Annotated in this window: 16 protein-coding genes; 8 read left to right on the forward strand and 8 right to left on the reverse strand. The window is 54.2% G+C overall.

Annotated elements, in window-relative coordinates:
- Positions 1-199 precede the first annotated feature (199 nt).
- From fabI to pdeR, 4 genes are all read left to right on the forward strand, one after another.
- Positions 200-988, forward strand: a complete 789-nt coding sequence (gene fabI, locus ACMGGQ_RS10990) for an enoyl-ACP reductase FabI (protein ID WP_003856831.1) — start codon at positions 200-202, stop codon at positions 986-988.
- Positions 989-1,142: 154 nt separating this feature from the next.
- Positions 1,143-2,129 (forward strand): CMD domain-containing protein, encoded by a 987-nt coding sequence (locus tag ACMGGQ_RS10995; RefSeq protein WP_008501221.1) that lies wholly within the window; start codon positions 1,143-1,145, stop codon positions 2,127-2,129.
- A gap of 88 nt (positions 2,130-2,217) precedes the next feature.
- Positions 2,218-4,152, forward strand: coding sequence for an exoribonuclease II (locus ACMGGQ_RS11000; protein WP_420290041.1), 1,935 nt, complete (start codon positions 2,218-2,220; stop codon positions 4,150-4,152).
- A gap of 323 nt (positions 4,153-4,475) precedes the next feature.
- Positions 4,476-6,467, forward strand: a complete 1,992-nt coding sequence (gene pdeR, locus ACMGGQ_RS11005; protein ID WP_111966564.1) for a cyclic di-GMP phosphodiesterase — start codon at positions 4,476-4,478, stop codon at positions 6,465-6,467.
- On the opposite strand, the gene ACMGGQ_RS11010 is transcribed toward pdeR, so the two are convergent.
- Positions 6,464-7,333: a crotonase/enoyl-CoA hydratase family protein gene (locus ACMGGQ_RS11010; RefSeq protein ID WP_032674921.1), complete on the reverse strand. Its 870-nt coding sequence runs from the start codon at positions 7,331-7,333 to the stop codon at positions 6,464-6,466. The two genes, pdeR and ACMGGQ_RS11010, sit on opposite strands and share 4 nt — an antisense overlap.
- A 193-nt stretch (positions 7,334-7,526) precedes the next feature.
- Between ACMGGQ_RS11010 and ACMGGQ_RS11015 the strand changes: the two genes are divergently transcribed.
- From ACMGGQ_RS11015 to osmB, 3 genes are all read left to right on the forward strand, one after another.
- Entirely contained in the window at positions 7,527-7,709 is a 183-nt protein-coding gene (locus tag ACMGGQ_RS11015) for a hypothetical protein (RefSeq protein WP_045908883.1), read from the forward strand.
- A gap of 44 nt (positions 7,710-7,753) precedes the next feature.
- On the forward strand, positions 7,754-8,506 hold the full coding sequence (locus tag ACMGGQ_RS11020) for a DNA-binding transcriptional regulator YciT (RefSeq protein WP_420290042.1): 753 nt from the start codon (positions 7,754-7,756) through the stop codon (positions 8,504-8,506).
- A gap of 260 nt (positions 8,507-8,766) precedes the next feature.
- Positions 8,767-8,985, forward strand: a complete 219-nt coding sequence (gene osmB, locus ACMGGQ_RS11025) for an osmotically-inducible lipoprotein OsmB (protein ID WP_008501216.1) — start codon at positions 8,767-8,769, stop codon at positions 8,983-8,985.
- Positions 8,986-9,090: 105 nt separating this feature from the next.
- Here osmB and yciH read toward each other — a convergent pair whose 3' ends face one another.
- The 5 genes from yciH to pgpB form a co-directional block, all read right to left on the reverse strand.
- Positions 9,091-9,417: a stress response translation initiation inhibitor YciH gene (yciH, locus tag ACMGGQ_RS11030; RefSeq protein ID WP_045908885.1), complete on the reverse strand. Its 327-nt coding sequence runs from the start codon at positions 9,415-9,417 to the stop codon at positions 9,091-9,093.
- Positions 9,417-10,154, reverse strand: coding sequence for an orotidine-5'-phosphate decarboxylase (gene pyrF, locus ACMGGQ_RS11035; RefSeq protein WP_063621865.1), 738 nt, complete (start codon positions 10,152-10,154; stop codon positions 9,417-9,419). Before pyrF ends, yciH begins: the two co-directional genes overlap by 1 nt.
- Before the next feature lie 185 nt (positions 10,155-10,339).
- On the reverse strand, positions 10,340-11,509 hold the full coding sequence (lapB, locus tag ACMGGQ_RS11040; RefSeq protein WP_063621868.1) for a lipopolysaccharide assembly protein LapB: 1,170 nt from the start codon (positions 11,507-11,509) through the stop codon (positions 10,340-10,342).
- A gap of 6 nt (positions 11,510-11,515) precedes the next feature.
- Positions 11,516-11,824 (reverse strand): LapA family protein, encoded by a 309-nt coding sequence (locus ACMGGQ_RS11045; protein ID WP_008501212.1) that lies wholly within the window; start codon positions 11,822-11,824, stop codon positions 11,516-11,518.
- Between the two features lie 148 nt (positions 11,825-11,972).
- The gene (gene pgpB / locus ACMGGQ_RS11050) at positions 11,973-12,740 is read right to left on the reverse strand and encodes a phosphatidylglycerophosphatase B (RefSeq protein ID WP_048029766.1); all 768 of its coding nucleotides are present in this window, start codon (positions 12,738-12,740) and stop codon (positions 11,973-11,975) included.
- A gap of 197 nt (positions 12,741-12,937) precedes the next feature.
- On the opposite strand from pgpB, the gene ribA reads away from it, so the two are divergent.
- A complete protein-coding gene (ribA, locus tag ACMGGQ_RS11055) occupies positions 12,938-13,528 on the forward strand; it encodes a GTP cyclohydrolase II (RefSeq protein ID WP_008501210.1) in 591 nt (196 codons plus the stop codon).
- Positions 13,529-13,710: 182 nt separating this feature from the next.
- Here the strand turns inward: ribA and acnA are convergent, their stop codons facing one another.
- Together acnA and ymiC are read right to left on the reverse strand one after the other, a co-directional pair.
- Positions 13,711-16,386, reverse strand: coding sequence for an aconitate hydratase AcnA (gene acnA, locus ACMGGQ_RS11060; protein ID WP_420290043.1), 2,676 nt, complete (start codon positions 16,384-16,386; stop codon positions 13,711-13,713).
- 161 nt (positions 16,387-16,547) lie between these two features.
- Positions 16,548-16,646 (reverse strand): small membrane protein YmiC, encoded by a 99-nt coding sequence (ymiC, locus tag ACMGGQ_RS11065; RefSeq protein ID WP_032623144.1) that lies wholly within the window; start codon positions 16,644-16,646, stop codon positions 16,548-16,550.
- Between the last annotated feature and the right edge of the window lie 191 nt (positions 16,647-16,837).

The following is a 16,837-nucleotide window of genomic DNA, read 5'->3' on the forward strand; positions in this document are numbered from 1 at the left end:
AATGCTGAAATTTCGCGCCCCCGCGTGTCCGCGACGCATTCTTCGGGACATGCGACTTCGGAGAAGTGCGAGAAATATCGTGACACAAGGGGCTGTGAGTGGGCTATAATTTCGAGCTAATTTCGAATGATTTTGAAATACTGCCTGTAACGCTATGAATTACAAGGCAAAATAAGCAATGAATATAAGGATTAAAGCTATGGGTTTTCTTTCCGGTAAGCGCATTCTGGTGACTGGCGTTGCCAGCAAACTGTCCATCGCATACGGCATCGCACAGGCAATGCATCGCGAAGGCGCTGAGCTGGCGTTCACCTACCAGAACGACAAGCTGAAAGGCCGTGTTGAAGAGTTTGCCGCGCAGCTGGGTTCCAGCATTGTTCTGGAATGTGACGTTGCACAAGACGAAAGCATCGACGGCATGTTTGCTGAACTGGCAAAAGCATGGCCGAAATTCGACGGTTTCGTTCACTCCATCGGCTTCGCTCCTGGCGACCAGCTGGACGGCGACTACGTGAACGCGGTAACCCGTGATGGCTTCAAAATCGCGCACGACATCAGCTCCTACAGCTTCGTTGCGATGGCGAAATCCTGCCGCGCGATGCTGAACCCGGGCGCAGCCCTGCTGACTCTGTCCTACCTGGGCGCTGAACGTGCTATCCCTAACTACAACGTTATGGGTCTGGCTAAAGCGTCTCTGGAAGCCAACGTACGCTACATGGCGAACGCAATGGGTCCTGAAGGCGTGCGTGTTAACGCCATCTCTGCGGGTCCTATCCGCACCCTGGCCGCTTCCGGTATTAAAGATTTCCGTAAAATGCTGGCACACTGCGAAGCGGTTACCCCGATTCGTCGTACTGTTACCATTGAAGATGTGGGTAACTCTGCAGCATTCCTGTGCTCTGACCTTTCCGCAGGTATCTCCGGCGAAGTGGTTCACGTTGACGGCGGCTTCAACATCGCTGCAATGAACGAGCTGGAAATTAAATAAGCTATGACTCTCTTCCCGCCCGGGAAGAGAGTATTTCCCCCCACTTCACCCCTTCGTTATTCCGTTCTGCTATTTGTTATCACCTAACAATATTTTTCCCTTTATCTGCCTTACGCCAGGATATTGATCGCCATTTTGAGATCAAGGAACGCACATGGAACAACGCCGTTTTTCCGGCAAAGGCCACTGGTATCATGAAACCCAGTCAAACCACGCGCAGACGGATGTTCTGCCCCTGGTGCCCGAAGCCGCTAACGTCGACGATCGTTTTTTGCTCGATTTAGCCCTGCCTGATGAGATTGTCGCCGCCTGTTCTGGCTGGCTTACTCCTGCCAGAGCCTTATGCCACCAGCTGTTTCCACTCTCAATTCCCGTGAACCGACTGCATACGCTCAGCGCTTACGATCGGCTCAGTACCGCGTTAACGGTCGCACAGGCCTGCGGCGTTCAGCGGCTCTGTAACCACTACGCCGCCCTCCTCGCCCCGCTTCCCGGCCCGGACTCCTCGCGCGAAAGCAACCGCCGCCTGGCGCAAATCACCCAGTATGCCCGCCAGCTCGCCAGCTCACCTGATGTCATTGATGATAAAGCCCGGAACCAGCTTGATGAGGTGGGCCTGTCCACGTACGACATCGTGGTGATTAACCAGATTATCGGCTTTATCGGTTTTCAGGCGCGCGTGGTCGCGATTTTTCAGGCCCTGTTGGGACATCCTGTTCGCTGGTTGCCGGGGCACCATATTCAGCCGCACACGCTTCCCGCGAGCCACGATGCGTGGATGCCGCTTTTACCCGTCGTCGAGCTGCGCTACGCGAATGCGCATCAGCTGGAGTCCCTGTCCCGCTGGCAGGCCGAACCCGCGCTCGAGGCGTTGACGCCGGTGCTTTGTCATGAGCCGACGCTGCTCGACCTGACCGGAGAAATCCTGTTAAACAGCCGCGCGGAGATCCCGCAGACCTCCCCCGCACTTTCGGCAGCGGTCGAACTGCTGACCCGCTCTCCGGACCGCTTCAGCGCCGCGCAGTTTACCCCGCTCACGGATCAAGGACTCCAGGGCGAATATGCCATCACGCTGCTTACCCAAAGTGCGTTTGATGGCTGGCTCAATCGTCTGAAAGTGGCGTTTGGTAAAGAGGAATAACCACACTCATTACCCAAAGACCGCTTGCTGAGACAGTGAGAATCGCGTAAAACTGTCAGCCGCTCAATGGCTACGAAAATAGAACATTATGTTTCAGGACAACCCGCTGCTAGCGCAGCTTAAACAGCAACTGCATTCCCAGACGCCGCGTGCAGAAGGGGTCGTAAAAGCCACGGAAAAGGGCTTTGGCTTCCTTGAAGTTGACGCGCAGAAAAGCTACTTCATTCCGCCACCGCAGATGAAGAAAGTGATGCATGGCGATCGCGTCATGGCCGTCATTCATACCGAGAAGGATCGCGAGTCCGCCGAACCGGAAGAACTGATCGAACCGTTCCTGACCCGTTTTGTGGGTAAGGTGCAGCGAAAAGACGATCGCCTTTCTATCGTGCCGGATCATCCTCTGCTGAAAGATGCCATTCCCTGCCGCGCCGCCCGTGGTGTTGAGCATGATTTTAAAGAAGGTGACTGGGCCGTAGCAGAAATGCGCCGTCATCCCCTGAAAGGCGATCGCTGTTTTTATGCGGAACTGACTCAGTTCATTACCTTTGGCGCCGATCATTTCGTGCCATGGTGGGTCACACTGGCACGCCACAATCTTGAAAAAGAAGCGCCGAACGGCGTGGCAACCGAGATGCAGGACGAAGGTCTGACGCGTCGCGATCTTACCGCGCTGGAGTTTGTCACCATCGACAGCGCCAGCACCGAAGATATGGACGATGCGCTCTACGCTGAAGAGAGCGCCGACGGCAAACTGCACCTGACCGTTGCCATTGCCGATCCCACCGCCTGGATTGTTGAAGGCAGCAAGCTTGACGAAACGGCGAAAATCCGTGCGTTCACGAACTACCTGCCGGGCTTCAACATCCCAATGCTGCCGCGTGAACTGTCAGACGATCTCTGCTCGCTGCGTCCGAATGAAGTGCGTCCGGTCCTTGCCTGCCGCATGACCATTGCTGCGGATGGCGCGATTGAAGACGATATCGAGTTCTTTGCCGCCACCATCGAGTCGAAAGCCAAGCTGGCCTACGATAACGTCTCCGACTGGCTGGAAAATACCGGTAGCTGGAAACCTGAATCAGACGCCATTGCCGCGCAGATCCGTCTGCTGCATCGCATCTGTCTGAACCGCGGCGAGTGGCGTCAAACCCATGCGCTGGTGTTCAAAGATCGCCCGGATTATCGCTTTGTTCTGGGTGAGAAAGGCGAAGTGCTGGATATCGTGGCCGAACCGCGACGCATTGCGAACCGCATCGTTGAAGAGGCGATGATCTCCGCCAACATCTGTGCCGCACGCGTGCTGCGCGACAAGCTGGGCTTTGGTATTTACAACGTCCATACCGGCTTTGATCCAGCGAATACCGAAGCGCTGGCAGCCCTGCTGAAGAATCACGACGTGCACGTCGATCCGGAAGAAGTGCTCACGCTGCCGGGCTTCTGCAAGCTTCGCCGCGAACTGGACGCGCAGCCATCGGGCTTCCTGGACAGCCGCATTCGTCGCTTCCAGTCCTTCGCAGAAATCAGCACCGAGCCTGGCCCGCACTTTGGTCTCGGCCTCGAAGCCTACGCGACCTGGACGTCACCGATCCGTAAGTATGGCGATATGGTTAACCACCGTCTGCTGAAAGCGATTATCAAAGGCGAAACCGTTGCCCGTCCTCAGGAAGACACCACGCTGCAGATGGCCGATCGCCGTCGTCTGAACCGCATGGCGGAACGTGACGTTGGCGACTGGCTGTACGCACGCTTCCTGCAGGATAAAGCCGGTACGGATACCCGTTTCGCCGCAGAAATCATCGATATCAGCCGCGGAGGGATGCGCGTCCGTCTGGTCGATAACGGTGCTGTCGCGTTTATTCCTGCGCCATTCCTGCATGCTGTTCGCGATGAAATGGTCTGTAGTCAGGAAAACGGTACGGTGCAAATTAAAGGTGAAACAGTTTACAAAGTCACCGACGTGATTGACGTCACCATTGCTGAAGTCCGTATGGAAACCCGCAGTATTATCGCGCGTCCTGTCGCCTGATAACCTGTTCAATTGTCGGTCATTTCCTTTCCGGAAGGGCCGACAATTTTTCTTTTTACCCCCGCCACAAAAGCATTATTTTTTCTTACTATTTTCAGTCTCCCTTCGCCCAAATTCGCCATAATTATCTACAGTAAAAGAGTGTTGTTATATTCGGTTACGTGAATTTTTATACGTTCAGTATCCTTTTTAACCTGACTCGTTTTATTATCAGAAATCAGGGAAAAACAATAAGTTCACTTCGGTTTTACCGCTGTTTCTCAACGGAAAAGTCGACTGCAAATGAATAATTTGTGCGCTAATGAACAGCTGCGGGAGAAAACATGATGGACGATCTGGAGCAGAATTTGCTGTTTCGCTACATGGGGACTCACAGCCCATGGTGGCGTTTGTCAGCTGACAGCAATGCTCTGCACCTTGCCGCCAGTGAAAATGCCGATGTCACTCAGGTGATTGCGCTGGACGACGATCAGGCCGATCTTATCCGTCACTTAACCGTGATTACCTCCAGCATTTCCATGACGCTCTCGTTATTCGGGGAAGACCTCCCGGTTCACCTTGTTGGGCGGAAAATTACCCGTAACGAGTGGGCCGGTACCGCTTCCGCCTGGCATGATACCCCCTCCGTGGCGCGCGACCTGGCGCAAGGGCTCTCTTTCGCGGAACAGGTCGTTTCAGAGGCTAACTCCGTCATTGTTATCCTCGATCAGAACGGCAATATTCAGCGCTTTAACCGACTGAGCGAAGAGTATACCGGCCTGAAAGAGCAGGAAGTGATTGGCCAGAACGTGTTTAAGCTGTTTATGAGCCGCAGCGAAGCGGCAGCCTCAAAGCGCAATATTTCCGGTTTCTTCCGCAACGGCAGTTCCTATGAAGTCGAGCGCTGGATCAAAACGCGTAAAGGGCAACGACTGTTTCTGTTCAGAAACAAATTCGTTCACAGCGGCAGCGGTAAAAATGAAATTTTCCTTATCTGTTCCGGTACCGATATTACCGAGGAACGCCGCGCTCAGGAACGGCTGCGCGTGCTGGCCAATACCGATACCATCACTGGCTTGCCAAACCGTAATGCAATCCATGACCTGATTTCTGACGCCATCAGCCACCGCGGCGACACGCAGGTTGGCGTGGTGTATCTCGATCTGGACAACTTTAAAAAGGTCAACGACGCTTACGGGCATATGTTTGGCGATCAGCTGTTACAGGCTGTCGCGCTCGCCATTTTGAGCTGTCTGGATGAGGAACAGGTGCTGGCACGACTTGGCGGTGATGAGTTTATCGTCATGGCCACCAATACCTCTCAGGGCTCTCTGGAAGCGATGGCGTCGCGCATTTTAACCCGCCTGCGCCAGCCGTTCCGAATCGGCCTGATTGAGATTTACACCGGCTGTTCCCTGGGTATCGCCCTCGCCCCTCAGCATGGCAACGACCGGGAAAGCGTCATTCGCAACGCCGATACCGCCATGTACACCGCCAAAGAGAACGGCCGGGGCAAGTTCTGCGTCTTCTCGCCCGAGATGAACCAACGCGTGTTTGAGTATCTCTGGCTGGATACCAACCTGCGTAAAGCGCTGGATAACGATCAGCTCTTGATCCACTACCAGCCAAAAATCACCTGGCGCGGCGAGGTCAGAAGCCTGGAAGCGCTGGTACGCTGGCAATCACCCGAACGCGGTTTGATCCCACCGCTGGAGTTTATCTCTTATGCCGAGGAGTCGGGGTTGATCGTGCCGCTGGGCCGCTGGGTGATGCTCGATGTGGTTCGCCAGGTGGCAAAATGGCGCGATAAGGGAATAAACCTGCGCGTGGCCGTGAACGTCTCTGCGCGTCAGCTGGCCGACCAGACTATCTTTAGCGACTTAAAGCAGGCGCTGAAGGATCTGAACTTTGAATACTGCCCGGTGGACGTCGAATTAACCGAAAGCTGTCTTATCGAGAACGAAGAGCTGGCGCTCTCCGTGATTCAGCAGTTCAGCCGGCTGGGGGCGCAAATTCATCTCGACGATTTTGGTACCGGCTACTCCTCCCTTTCGCAGCTGGCCCGCTTCCCTATTGACGCCATAAAACTCGATCAATCGTTTGTCAGGGATATTCATAAGCAGTCCATCTCCCAGTCACTGGTGCGCGCCATCGTCGCGGTGGCGCAGGCGTTAAACCTGCAGGTGATTGCCGAAGGGGTCGAAAATGCAAAAGAAGACGCCTTTCTGACCAAGAACGGCGTCAACGAACGGCAGGGTTTTCTGTTTGCTAAGCCGATGCCCGCTGCCGCATTCGAGCGATGGCTAAAACGCTATCAGGTGCGAAAACAGCATTAACTGGCTTTACGCAAGCCCGCCGCGTGATGGCGGTTTTGCAGCATCACCAGACGCTCCATGTAGGCGATATCTTTCGGTTCAAGGCAGAAAGCCGCGTCTACCCAGTCCTCCGTGATGTCCATCAGTTCACTGCGCGGCAATTGCAGAACGCGCGTCCGGGCGCGCAGCATCGCCCTCACGCCATTCAGTTTTGGCCGTAGCGTGTCGATGAAGGTTCGGGTGGAGACATAGCTTTGTCCGGGTTCAAACAGGAGATCCACCAGGCCGTGCTGTTCGTACCATTCCGCCGTATGGGATTCCCCTTTGTAGATGAGCTCCTCTGCCAGCTTCATGCCTGAACGGCGTGCAACAAGGGAATATCCCCCCATGCCCGGAAACAGGTTAAAGGCAATTTCGGGGAAACCTAAACGGGCATCGCGCTGAGCCAGAACGAAATGGTGCGCAAGAGCGGCCTCAAACCCGCCCCCTAACGCGCTGCCTTCAACCATGGCCAGAGAGATGGCCCCCGTATCAAATCCCCGCGAGGCCGCATGCACGCAATCAACGCAGGCGCGCGCATAGGCCCGTAATGCTTCACGTCGACCGTGCTGAATGCACTCAACGAAGAACTGCAGGTCACCGCCCGCGTTATACATTTCGGGAACCAGCGATCCGGTCACCCAAAAATCAACCGCAAAACCAGACTGGCGGACGAGCCATGAAAAATTCATGATCTCCTCTATCAACGCATGGTTAAAGCAAGGCCGTGGCTGAGCCCGTAACATCATCCAGACGGTATGTCGCTCCGCCTCGTAATACCCTGACAGCTGGGTGAACCGTTCAGTATCGGTAAACAGTGTACAGGTAGGCTGATTGATAACTGTCATAGTCTACTTCCTCCTATAAAAAAGCGCGTTGCGCGCAGTTTTAGACTAATCCACTCAATAAGCCCGCTGTATGAGGGGGAATAATTTTATCACTTCCGTTTATGTAATTTAGTTATTGCATTTTTTCCCTTCTCTTTTGAACCCAATTTCTGCATCATTGAAAATATTAACTTTTCGCGCCTGGGGTGAGATTATGTCTACGATTGACGCACAAGCTGTAGCACAACGAATTGATACCGTGCTGGATATCCTGGTGGCGGGCGATTATCACTCTGCTATCCGTAATCTTGAGATCCTGAAGTCTGAACTTCTTGCTCAGCATGGCGCTGACGCTGCGCCCGAAAACAGACAGCCAAAAGCGCCGTGGGAAGTTTAACGCCCACCGTTTCCGACCTCGTTTCGCTTTATTAAATGGATGCTATGAATTCCCGACAACAACTCATTTTGCAGATGGTCATCGATCAGGGACGCGTAAGCGTAGTCGATCTCGCGAAAACCACTGGCGTTTCTGAAGTCACCATCCGTCAGGATCTTAATCTGCTGGAAAAACAGAGCTACCTGCGTCGCGCGCATGGCTATGCGGTCCCGCTGGACAGTGATGACGTTGAGACGCGCATGATGAACAACTACGCGCTCAAACATGAACTGGCGGAATTTGCTGCCTCCCTGGTGAACAACGGTGAGACCGTCTTTATTGAAAACGGCAGCAGTAATGCCCTTCTGGCGCGAACACTTGCCGATCAAAAAGACGTTACCATCATCACCGTCAGTAGCTATATCGCGCATCTGCTTAAAGAGACGCGCTGCGAGGTGATTCTGCTGGGCGGTATTTATCAGAAAAAAAGCGAAAGCATGGTTGGCCCGCTGACCCGTCAGTACGTCCAGCAGGTTCATTTCAGCAAGGCCTTTATCGGGATTGACGGCTGGCAGCCGGAAACAGGTTTTACCGGCCGGGATATGATGCGCTCTGACGTGGTCAATGCCGTACTGGAAAAAGAGTGCGAAGCCATTGTGCTCACCGACAGCTCTAAATTTGGTGCCGTTCATCCTTACACGATGGGTCCCGCTTCACGCTTTAGCCGCGTGATTACCGATGACCGTTTGAGCGAAGCGCATCGCAATAAACTCGAAGAGAGCGGTCTGATCGTCAATATTATTGAAACCAGCGCCTGATTTCCCTCCGCGCCCGAATTTCGGGCGCGCATGTTCTTTCTCTGAGATGATTCTTAACCCTGCTTTAAGAGTTTTTACCTGTATAACCTGCCCTAAAGTCGTAAAATTACTGTTAGCGATATAACAGGAAGTGACTATCACCTGCGTGATGAAGTAACGCCTGCGCGACCAGCTTTCACGGGGAAAAGAATTAAGTATTCGATTCGTCTATACTTAACGTGTACATCTTTCCGTGAATCGATAATTCAGGAGAAAGTATTATGACCTTAACCAGCAAAAAATTAGCCGCCGCTGTTCTGGCAATCACTGTAGCAATGTCCCTGAGCGCATGCTCTAACTGGTCTAAACGTGACCGTAACACCGCGATTGGTGCCGGTGCCGGTGCTCTCGGTGGTGCAGTATTAACGGATGGTAGTACGCTGGGTACATTAGGTGGCGCTGCTGTCGGTGGTATTATCGGTCACCAGGTTGGCAAATAATTATTATCTAAGCCTTCCTCGATATTGCGATATTTAAACGCATTTCAGGTCTGACATACGCACGTATATAACACGAGCCACGGCATTTGCCGTGGCTCATTTATTTTAACCGCCTGCCAGTTTAACTTTCATGCCTTTGGCTTCCAGCAGTGATTTTATTAAATCACGTTTATCACCCTGGATTTCAATAACCCCGTCCTTTACGGCACCGCCGCAGCCACATTTCTTTTTCAGCTCGGCAGCCAGCTTAGTCAGTTCTGCATCATCCAGATCAATGCCGGAGATAAGGCAGACCCCTTTCCCCTTACGTCCGCTGGTTTGACGCTGAATCCGAACGATACCGTCTCCCTTTGGACGCTCCACTTTGGCTTTCGGTTCGTCTATCCGCCCGGAATCGGTTGAGTAGACCAGACGGCTGTTGGAATCGGTCATTACGCCCCCTTGTTCAGCGATGCATTGATAGCCTTAAGCGTCTCAGCCGGGTTTGCAGACTGCGTCACCGGACGCCCGATAACCATATAGTCTACGCCCGCCGCCAGCGCCTGCTCAGGCGTCATAATGCGGCGCTGATCGCCCACGTCGCTGCCCGCAGGGCGAATCCCTGGCGTGACGAGTTTAAAATCCTGGCCCAGTGCTGATTTGAAACGTACCGCTTCCTGCGCGGAGCAGACAACACCATCCAGGCCGCACTGCTGCGTCAAACGGGCGAGACGTTCAGCATGCTCCGCAGGTGACAACGTCACGCCAAGGTCGCGTAAATCACTTTCGTCCATACTGGTCAGCACGGTGACGGCGATCAGCAACGGCGCGTCCTTACCGAACGGCAGGAGCGCCTCACGGGCGGCGGTCATCATTCTTGCCCCACCCGACGCATGGACGTTGACCATCCATACGCCCAACTCTGCGGCTGCAGCAACGGCGTGGGCCGTGGTATTCGGAATATCATGGAATTTGAGGTCGAGGAAAACGTCAAAGCCGCGCTGTTGCAGATCGCGAACGATTTGCGGTCCAAACAGCGTGAACATCTCTTTGCCAACTTTCAGACGGCAGTCGCGAGGGTCGATACCGTCGACAAACGCCAGTGCAGCGTCACGCTTATTGTAATCAAGCGCAACAACAACAGGAGAATCCGTAATTACGCGGGAAGTGGAGGATGTAACAGACGTCATGACCAGCCCTTTTCGTCTATGGGCGCGCAGCGGCGCGGAACAGATAAACGGCCAGCATTCTACCTGCCGCCGCCGCAAATTGACAGAAGCCATTTATGTCTCTGCCAGGCTGGCAAACCGCACGGTGTTGAGTAAGTGCTAAAAGCTATCAGTATGTTGTAACTAAAATGAAGGCTTTTAAAAAATCACTGCCCGTCAAGGCCGCGGATTGGCTTGATGGTTGACCAGGCCCGGCATGAAGGACAATGCCAATAGAGGGTATAGGCGGTAAAACCACACTTCTGGCAACGGTAGCGCGGCTTGCTGCGCACCTGTTCGCCAACCATGTCGCGCAGCACCATCAGGCTCTCTTTGGCGCGCCCTTCTTCCGCGTCGTTCAGGTGGTAATCCATCAGCTTATGGAAGACCCGCATCGTCGGATGACGCTGAAGCTGTCGGGTGATATAGACCTGCGCGGTGTCGCCACCCTCATACTGCTCAACAACGTCAGCGAGCATCAGTTCCGCGGTTGCGCCGGTATTCTCTTCCACGCAGCGACGCAGGAACGCCACCCATTCTTCCTGCTTGTCCAGCTGTTGATAGCAGGTTTGCAGCATCTCCAGCGTTTCACTGACCAGCTCTTTGTCCTGATCGATAACCCGCAGCAGGCTTTCAACGGCTTTGGCGTAGTCGCCATTCGCCATAAAGACGCGCCCCATCATGATAGAGATACGGGCGCTGTTGCGGTCCGCGGCGGCACCTTTCTTCAACAACGTCATGGCTTTATCCATGTCGTCGTTGCCCATCTGCTGAAGGGCAAGTTCACAGTAGAAATGGGCTATCTCAACGCGCTGCTTATCTTTACCCAGCTTCACCAGACGTTCGGCCGTATCAATGGCTTTTTGCCAGTCGCTGGTGGCCTGATAAATCTGCAGGAGCTGCTGCAACGCGCCGATGCGGAAATCTGTTTCATCCACCAGTTGAGCGAACATATCTTCAGCGCGATCGTACAACCCCGCGGCCATGTAATCTCGTCCCAGCTGTTGTACGGCCAGGAGTCGTTGATCGTAGGTCAGCGAGGCGCTTTCCATCAGGGTCTGGTGAATACGAATGGCGCGGTCAACCTCGCCGCGCGAGCGGAACAGGTTACCCAGGGTAAGATGCGCTTCAACGGTCCCCGTATCCTCTTTCAGCATGTCGAGGAACAGGTCCACCGCTTTGTCCTGCTGATTGCTCAGGAGGAAGTTGACCCCCGCAACGTAGTCGCGGGAGAGTCGGTTGGCCTCATCCTGTTTTGTTTGTTGCGCACTTCTGCGGCCCATATACCAGCCATAGGCTGCGGCGACAGGCAAAAGCAGAAACAACAACTCCAGCATCGTCGATTATTCCTTCACGACCGGCACGCCAGAGCTTTCCGGCATGTCGGACGCAGGCGCAATGTGATGTTCGAGTCGTTTGATTTTACGTTCTGCGCGCGCAAGCGAAACACGGACTTTTAACCAGAACAAACCGCAAACCAGCCAGCCAATGGCAAAGCCTGCTGCAAATAAGACCGCGAGCAGGCTCGACACACGGTATTCACCCTGAGCCAGCAGATAGTTAAACGTCACCTGCTGATCGTTTTGTGCACCCAATGTGACTGAAATGACAAAAATCGCCAATACCAGTAAGAAAATGAGTAAATATTTCACATTACTTCCCGTTATGTGGTTCAAGCGAATAAAGTGTGTTCAACTTAACGCAATCAGCCTTATAAACTACCATTTTAGTGACGGGCGCGAAACGGAAAAAGTGACGCGCACGTCATGGATCTATGGGCAAAATGCGGAATATCAACCGTCAGGCGTCCGTTTGGTCCCTTTCGGCTATTTCTTCTTTCTCTTCCGGCGGTGGCGTTAGCGGGCCGCAGAATCGTTCAGCCAGCCAGGTCGCCAGCATCACCAGCAGCCACGAGATGAGCGTGGCAACGACCAGATCCCGTGGCCAGTGCATCCCCAGCAGTAAGCGACTGCCCATGACCGCCGTCGCCCAGACCAGCAGAATCACGATAGTGACCGTTCGACGTCTTGGCCAAAGCAGCCCAACCCCCAGCAGCGCCCAGCTGGCGGCAAACATGGTATGGCCAGAAGGAAACGCGAACCCGGTCTCTTTCTGCCAGTGTTTTCGCAAGAATTTCGGGATATCTTGCTGTTCCGCAAGCTGTTCTTTGACCAGCGCGCCGCGATCTTTACGCTTTAAAGTGTAGAACTCATCCACCGGAACATGGTGCGTTTTTTCCAGCCAGACGACAAAAGGACGCGGCTCCTGAACGCGATCTTTCACCCAGGATTTTACGCCCTGACCGATAAGGATAGCCCCACCGAGGATAGCAAAGAGCATCAGCGCCGCGCGCAGACGAAAGCGCAGGCACCACAGAAACCAGGCGCACAGGAGAACGTGGGTAATAATTCCCCAGGGCTGGGTGACCGTTTCCGTAATCCAGTATAACGTTTTCAACCACGTGGTGTTCTGCCCGGGCTGCCACATCCACCCGGAAAGCCATACGGCCAAAGGCATAATCAGTAAAATGGCCGCACCTGCTGCCGTACGTCTGGCGATTGAATGCATGTCTTCTCCTTTTTCGCTAAGCGTCACAATCATAACTGAAATTTATTCACCTGGTGGAGATGTCGGATCGTGCGTTTAACGTTCATATAGCATGGTGCCCATTAGGCGAACATGCTGAGCTTGTGGCAAAATAAACTGATACAGAAAGCAAAACAGGGCACAGGCACGAAACGTGTCAGCCTACTCTGGAGAATCACATGCAGCTTAAACGTGTGGCAGAAGCCAAACTGCCAACCCCATGGGGCGATTTCCTGATGGTGGGTTTTGAAGAACTGGCAACCGGACAGGATCATGTCGCACTGGTGTATGGCGACATTTCAGGGCAGACACCGGTGCTGTCCCGCGTCCATTCAGAGTGTCTCACCGGCGATGCGTTGTTCAGCCTGCGCTGTGATTGCGGTTTCCAGCTGGAAGCAGCCCTTTCTCATATTGCTGAAGAAGGCCGCGGCGTGCTGCTTTATCACCGTCAGGAAGGGCGTAATATTGGTTTGCTGAATAAAATTCGCGCCTACGCGCTTCAGGACCAGGGCTACGATACGGTTGAAGCGAACCATCAGCTCGGTTTTGCCGCTGACGAACGTGATTTCACCCTGTGCGCCGATATGTTCAAGCTGCTGGGCGTGGACGAAGTACGTCTGCTGACCAATAACCCGAAAAAAGTGGAGATCCTGACCGAAGCCGGGATCAACATCGTTGAACGCGTACCGCTGATTGTCGGCCGTAACCCGAAAAACGCCCACTACCTTGATACCAAAGCCGCCAAAATGGGCCATCTGCTGAAAGAGTGATGCTAACTGAAATTGATGACAAGCCCTGTTATCAACAGCTTAGCCGTTTTTTGCCGGGTGACGCTGCGCTTACCCGGCCTACTGTAATTTGTAGGCCCGTGCAAGCGTAGCGCCGCCGGGCGAAACGTACATCAAGCACTTTGTCAGCAGTCTGAGCCCGGCACGCGTGCCGGGCTCGTTCATCAATCCAGCATCTTACGAATCACGTAATGTAAAATGCCGTCGTTCTGGTAGTAGGTCAGCTCGGTTGCCGTATCAATACGGCACCGGCAATCCAGCACCTCGGTTTTCCCGTCTGCCCGCGTTAACGTTACCGGCACCGTTTTACCCGGCTGCAGGTTTTGCAGGCCGCTAATGTCAATCTGCTCTTCCCCGGTCAGGCCCAGCGTTTTACGCGTCACGCCCTGCGGGAACTCAAGCGGCAGGATCCCCATGCCGATCAGATTCGAACGGTGAATACGTTCGAACGATTCGGCGATGACCACCCGAACGCCAAGCAGGCGCGGACCTTTCGCCGCCCAGTCGCGGCTGGAGCCGGAACCGTACTCTTTACCGGCAATCACCGCCAGCGGCGTCCCTTCCTGTTGGTATTTGACGGCCGCATCATAGATCGACACGACTTCCGTTCCAGGCAGATGACGCGTCATGCCCCCTTCCACACCCTGCACCATTTCGTTACGAATGCGGATGTTGGCAAAGGTCCCGCGCATCATGACTTCATGGTTACCGCGGCGCGAGCCGTAAGAGTTAAAATCGCGGCGTTCGACACCCCGGCTTTGCAGGTAACGGCCTGCCGGGCTATCGGCTTTGATGCTCCCCGCCGGAGAGATATGGTCCGTCGTGACGGAATCCCCCAGCATGGCCAGGATACGCGCGCCGTGGATATCCTTAAGCGGCGCGGGCTCGGCCTGCATCTCATCAAAGAACGGCGACAGACGAATATAGGTCGAGTCATCCTGCCAGCCATAGGTATCCGAACCTGCAACATTGATGGCTTTCCATTCCGGCGTGCCTTCAAAGACTTCCGCGTACTCTTTGCGGAACATCTCGGTAGAGACCTTCTCAACGGCCAGCGCGATTTCTCGCGAGGATGGCCAGATATCTTTCAGATAGACAGGGTCATTCTTGCGATCGTGACCAATCGGATCGGTCACCAGGTTGATATTCATGTTCCCTGCGAGAGCGTATGCCACCACCAGCGGTGGCGAAGCAAGCCAGTTGGTTTTTACCAGCGGGTGAATGCGCCCTTCAAAGTTTCGGTTACCGGAAAGAACGGCGCCTACCGTCAGGTCACCCTGCTTGATCGCCGTTTCGATGGGTTCAGGCAGTGGCCCGGAGTTACCAATACAGGTCGTACAGCCGTAGCCCACGAGGTTAAAGCCCAGCTCGTCCAGGTACGGCGTCAGTTTGGCCTGAGCCAGGTAGTCCGACACCACTTTGGATCCCGGCGCCAGCGAAGCCTTAACCCACGGCTGAGGTTTTAACCCAAGTTCGACCGCCTTTTTAGCCAGCAGACCGGCTGCCATCAATACGCTGGGGTTGGACGTGTTGGTGCAGGAGGTAATGGCGGCAATAACAACCGCGCCATCCGGAAGCTGATACTGATGCCCGTTCAGAACATAGTCGACGGGACGATGGTCTTTCTGCGCCACGTTCACTTCCAGGGCATTGCTGGCGGCAAACGCTTTCGGCACGTCAGACAACGCAACCCGATCCTGCGGACGTTTCGGCCCCGCGAGGCTCGCTTCGACGCTTCCCATATCGAGTTCAAGCGTGCTGGTGAAAACAGGCTCATCGCCCGGATTGCGCCACATGCCCTGCGCTTTGGTGTACGCTTCCACCAGCGCGACCTGCTCTTCGCTGCGGCCGCTAAGGCGCATGTACTCCAGCGTGACGTCGTCAATGGGGAAAAAGCCGCAGGTGGCACCGTATTCCGGCGCCATATTGGCAATGGTGGCGCGGTCGGCCAGCGGCAGCGAATCCAGACCATCACCGTAGAATTCAACAAACTTGCCCACCACGCCATGCTTACGCAGCATCTGGGTGACGGTCAGTACCAGATCGGTGGCGGTAATGCCTTCAGAAAGCTTTCCGGTCAGCTTGAAGCCCACCACATCCGGGATAAGCATGGATACCGGCTGGCCGAGCATGGCGGCTTCCGCTTCAATACCGCCGACGCCCCAGCCCAGCACGCCCAGACCGTTGATCATGGTGGTATGCGAATCCGTGCCCACCACCGTGTCCGGATAAGCGACCCACTCTTTATCCTGCAATTCGCTCCAGACGGCTTTACCCAGATATTCAAGGTTCACCTGGTGGCAAATGCCGGTGCCTGGCGGGACCACGCTAAACCGGCTGAACGCCTGCTGTCCCCACTTCAGAAATACATAGCGCTCGTGGTTACGCTCCATCTCCAGACGCACGTTTTCGCCAAAGGCGTCATCATCACCGAAGTGGTCAACGGTGACGGAGTGGTCAATGACGAGGTCAACCGGGGAAAGCGGGTTAACTTTTGCCGTATCCCCGCCGAGACGCTTAACGGCTTCGCGCATCGCGGCCAAATCAACCACGGCCGGAACACCGGTAAAGTCCTGCATCAGCACCCTTGCCGGGCGGTAGGCGATTTCTCTGTCGGCATGGGCCTTCTCAAGCCACCCTGCCAGCGCCTGGATATCATCGAGTGTGACAGAGTCACCGTCCTGCCAGCGCAAGAGGTTTTCCAGTAAAACTTTCAATGACTTGGGTAAACGCGAAATGTCCCCAAGCGTTCTGGCAGCCAGCGGCAGGCTGTAGTAGTGCCAGGTTTTATTTTCTGCCTGTAATGTGTCCTTACTGGCTTCGCGTAGGGTTAACGACATAAGCTCCTCCTTAATCACAGAGATGCCCTGACAATCATCAGGGCCGTAATTAAAGATAACACAAAGATGTCGTAACGTTTTGATAACAACCCAAATTGATAAATTTAGGATTGGTCCAGCACGGGGAAACAAAAAACCCCGCCGTAGCGAGGTTTTACAATTTAGTGGAGCGCCAGCCAGATGAGCTGACTCCAGAACAGAATCGACACGGTAAAAACGCCGATCCACGACCAGTATTTGTGAGACGTCATGTTATTCATCATAGGGACACCAGGCATTATTTATAAAAATTCCGAGGTCGTTCCTCAGTGCTATATTGCTGATGTGTATTTATTAAAGAGTACAAAAGCGCAGAGTCGATATTCAGACTATTTGCATCATTACGCAATAAACTAAATTATTGTTTTTTGGGTTCGTCTTCTGCGAACACATCAATAAAAGCCTGCTGCTG

This window comes from Enterobacter sp. BNK-13, from assembly GCF_048685015.1.
In the GTDB taxonomy this organism is placed as follows: domain Bacteria; phylum Pseudomonadota; class Gammaproteobacteria; order Enterobacterales; family Enterobacteriaceae; genus Enterobacter; species Enterobacter quasiroggenkampii.

What these genes read in the sequence shown, in the direction of transcription:
- ribA (WP_008501210.1), top strand. Translation starts at nt 12,938, where the DNA reads ATGCAGCTTAAACGTGTGGCAGAAGCCAAACTGCCAACCCCATGGGGC.
- ymiC (WP_032623144.1), bottom strand. Translation starts at nt 16,646, where the DNA reads ATGAATAACATGACGTCTCACAAATACTGGTCGTGGATCGGCGTTTTT.
- pgpB (WP_048029766.1), bottom strand. Translation starts at nt 12,740, where the DNA reads ATGCATTCAATCGCCAGACGTACGGCAGCAGGTGCGGCCATTTTACTG.
- ACMGGQ_RS10995 (WP_008501221.1), top strand. Translation starts at nt 1,143, where the DNA reads ATGGAACAACGCCGTTTTTCCGGCAAAGGCCACTGGTATCATGAAACC.
- fabI (WP_003856831.1), top strand. Translation starts at nt 200, where the DNA reads ATGGGTTTTCTTTCCGGTAAGCGCATTCTGGTGACTGGCGTTGCCAGC.
- yciH (WP_045908885.1), bottom strand. Translation starts at nt 9,417, where the DNA reads ATGACCGATTCCAACAGCCGTCTGGTCTACTCAACCGATTCCGGGCGG.
- acnA (WP_420290043.1), bottom strand. Translation starts at nt 16,386, where the DNA reads ATGTCGTTAACCCTACGCGAAGCCAGTAAGGACACATTACAGGCAGAA.
- ACMGGQ_RS11000 (WP_420290041.1), top strand. Translation starts at nt 2,218, where the DNA reads ATGTTTCAGGACAACCCGCTGCTAGCGCAGCTTAAACAGCAACTGCAT.
- pyrF (WP_063621865.1), bottom strand. Translation starts at nt 10,154, where the DNA reads ATGACGTCTGTTACATCCTCCACTTCCCGCGTAATTACGGATTCTCCT.
- lapB (WP_063621868.1), bottom strand. Translation starts at nt 11,509, where the DNA reads ATGCTGGAGTTGTTGTTTCTGCTTTTGCCTGTCGCCGCAGCCTATGGC.
- pdeR (WP_111966564.1), top strand. Translation starts at nt 4,476, where the DNA reads ATGATGGACGATCTGGAGCAGAATTTGCTGTTTCGCTACATGGGGACT.
- ACMGGQ_RS11020 (WP_420290042.1), top strand. Translation starts at nt 7,754, where the DNA reads ATGAATTCCCGACAACAACTCATTTTGCAGATGGTCATCGATCAGGGA.
- ACMGGQ_RS11015 (WP_045908883.1), top strand. Translation starts at nt 7,527, where the DNA reads ATGTCTACGATTGACGCACAAGCTGTAGCACAACGAATTGATACCGTG.
- ACMGGQ_RS11010 (WP_032674921.1), bottom strand. Translation starts at nt 7,333, where the DNA reads ATGACAGTTATCAATCAGCCTACCTGTACACTGTTTACCGATACTGAA.
- osmB (WP_008501216.1), top strand. Translation starts at nt 8,767, where the DNA reads ATGACCTTAACCAGCAAAAAATTAGCCGCCGCTGTTCTGGCAATCACT.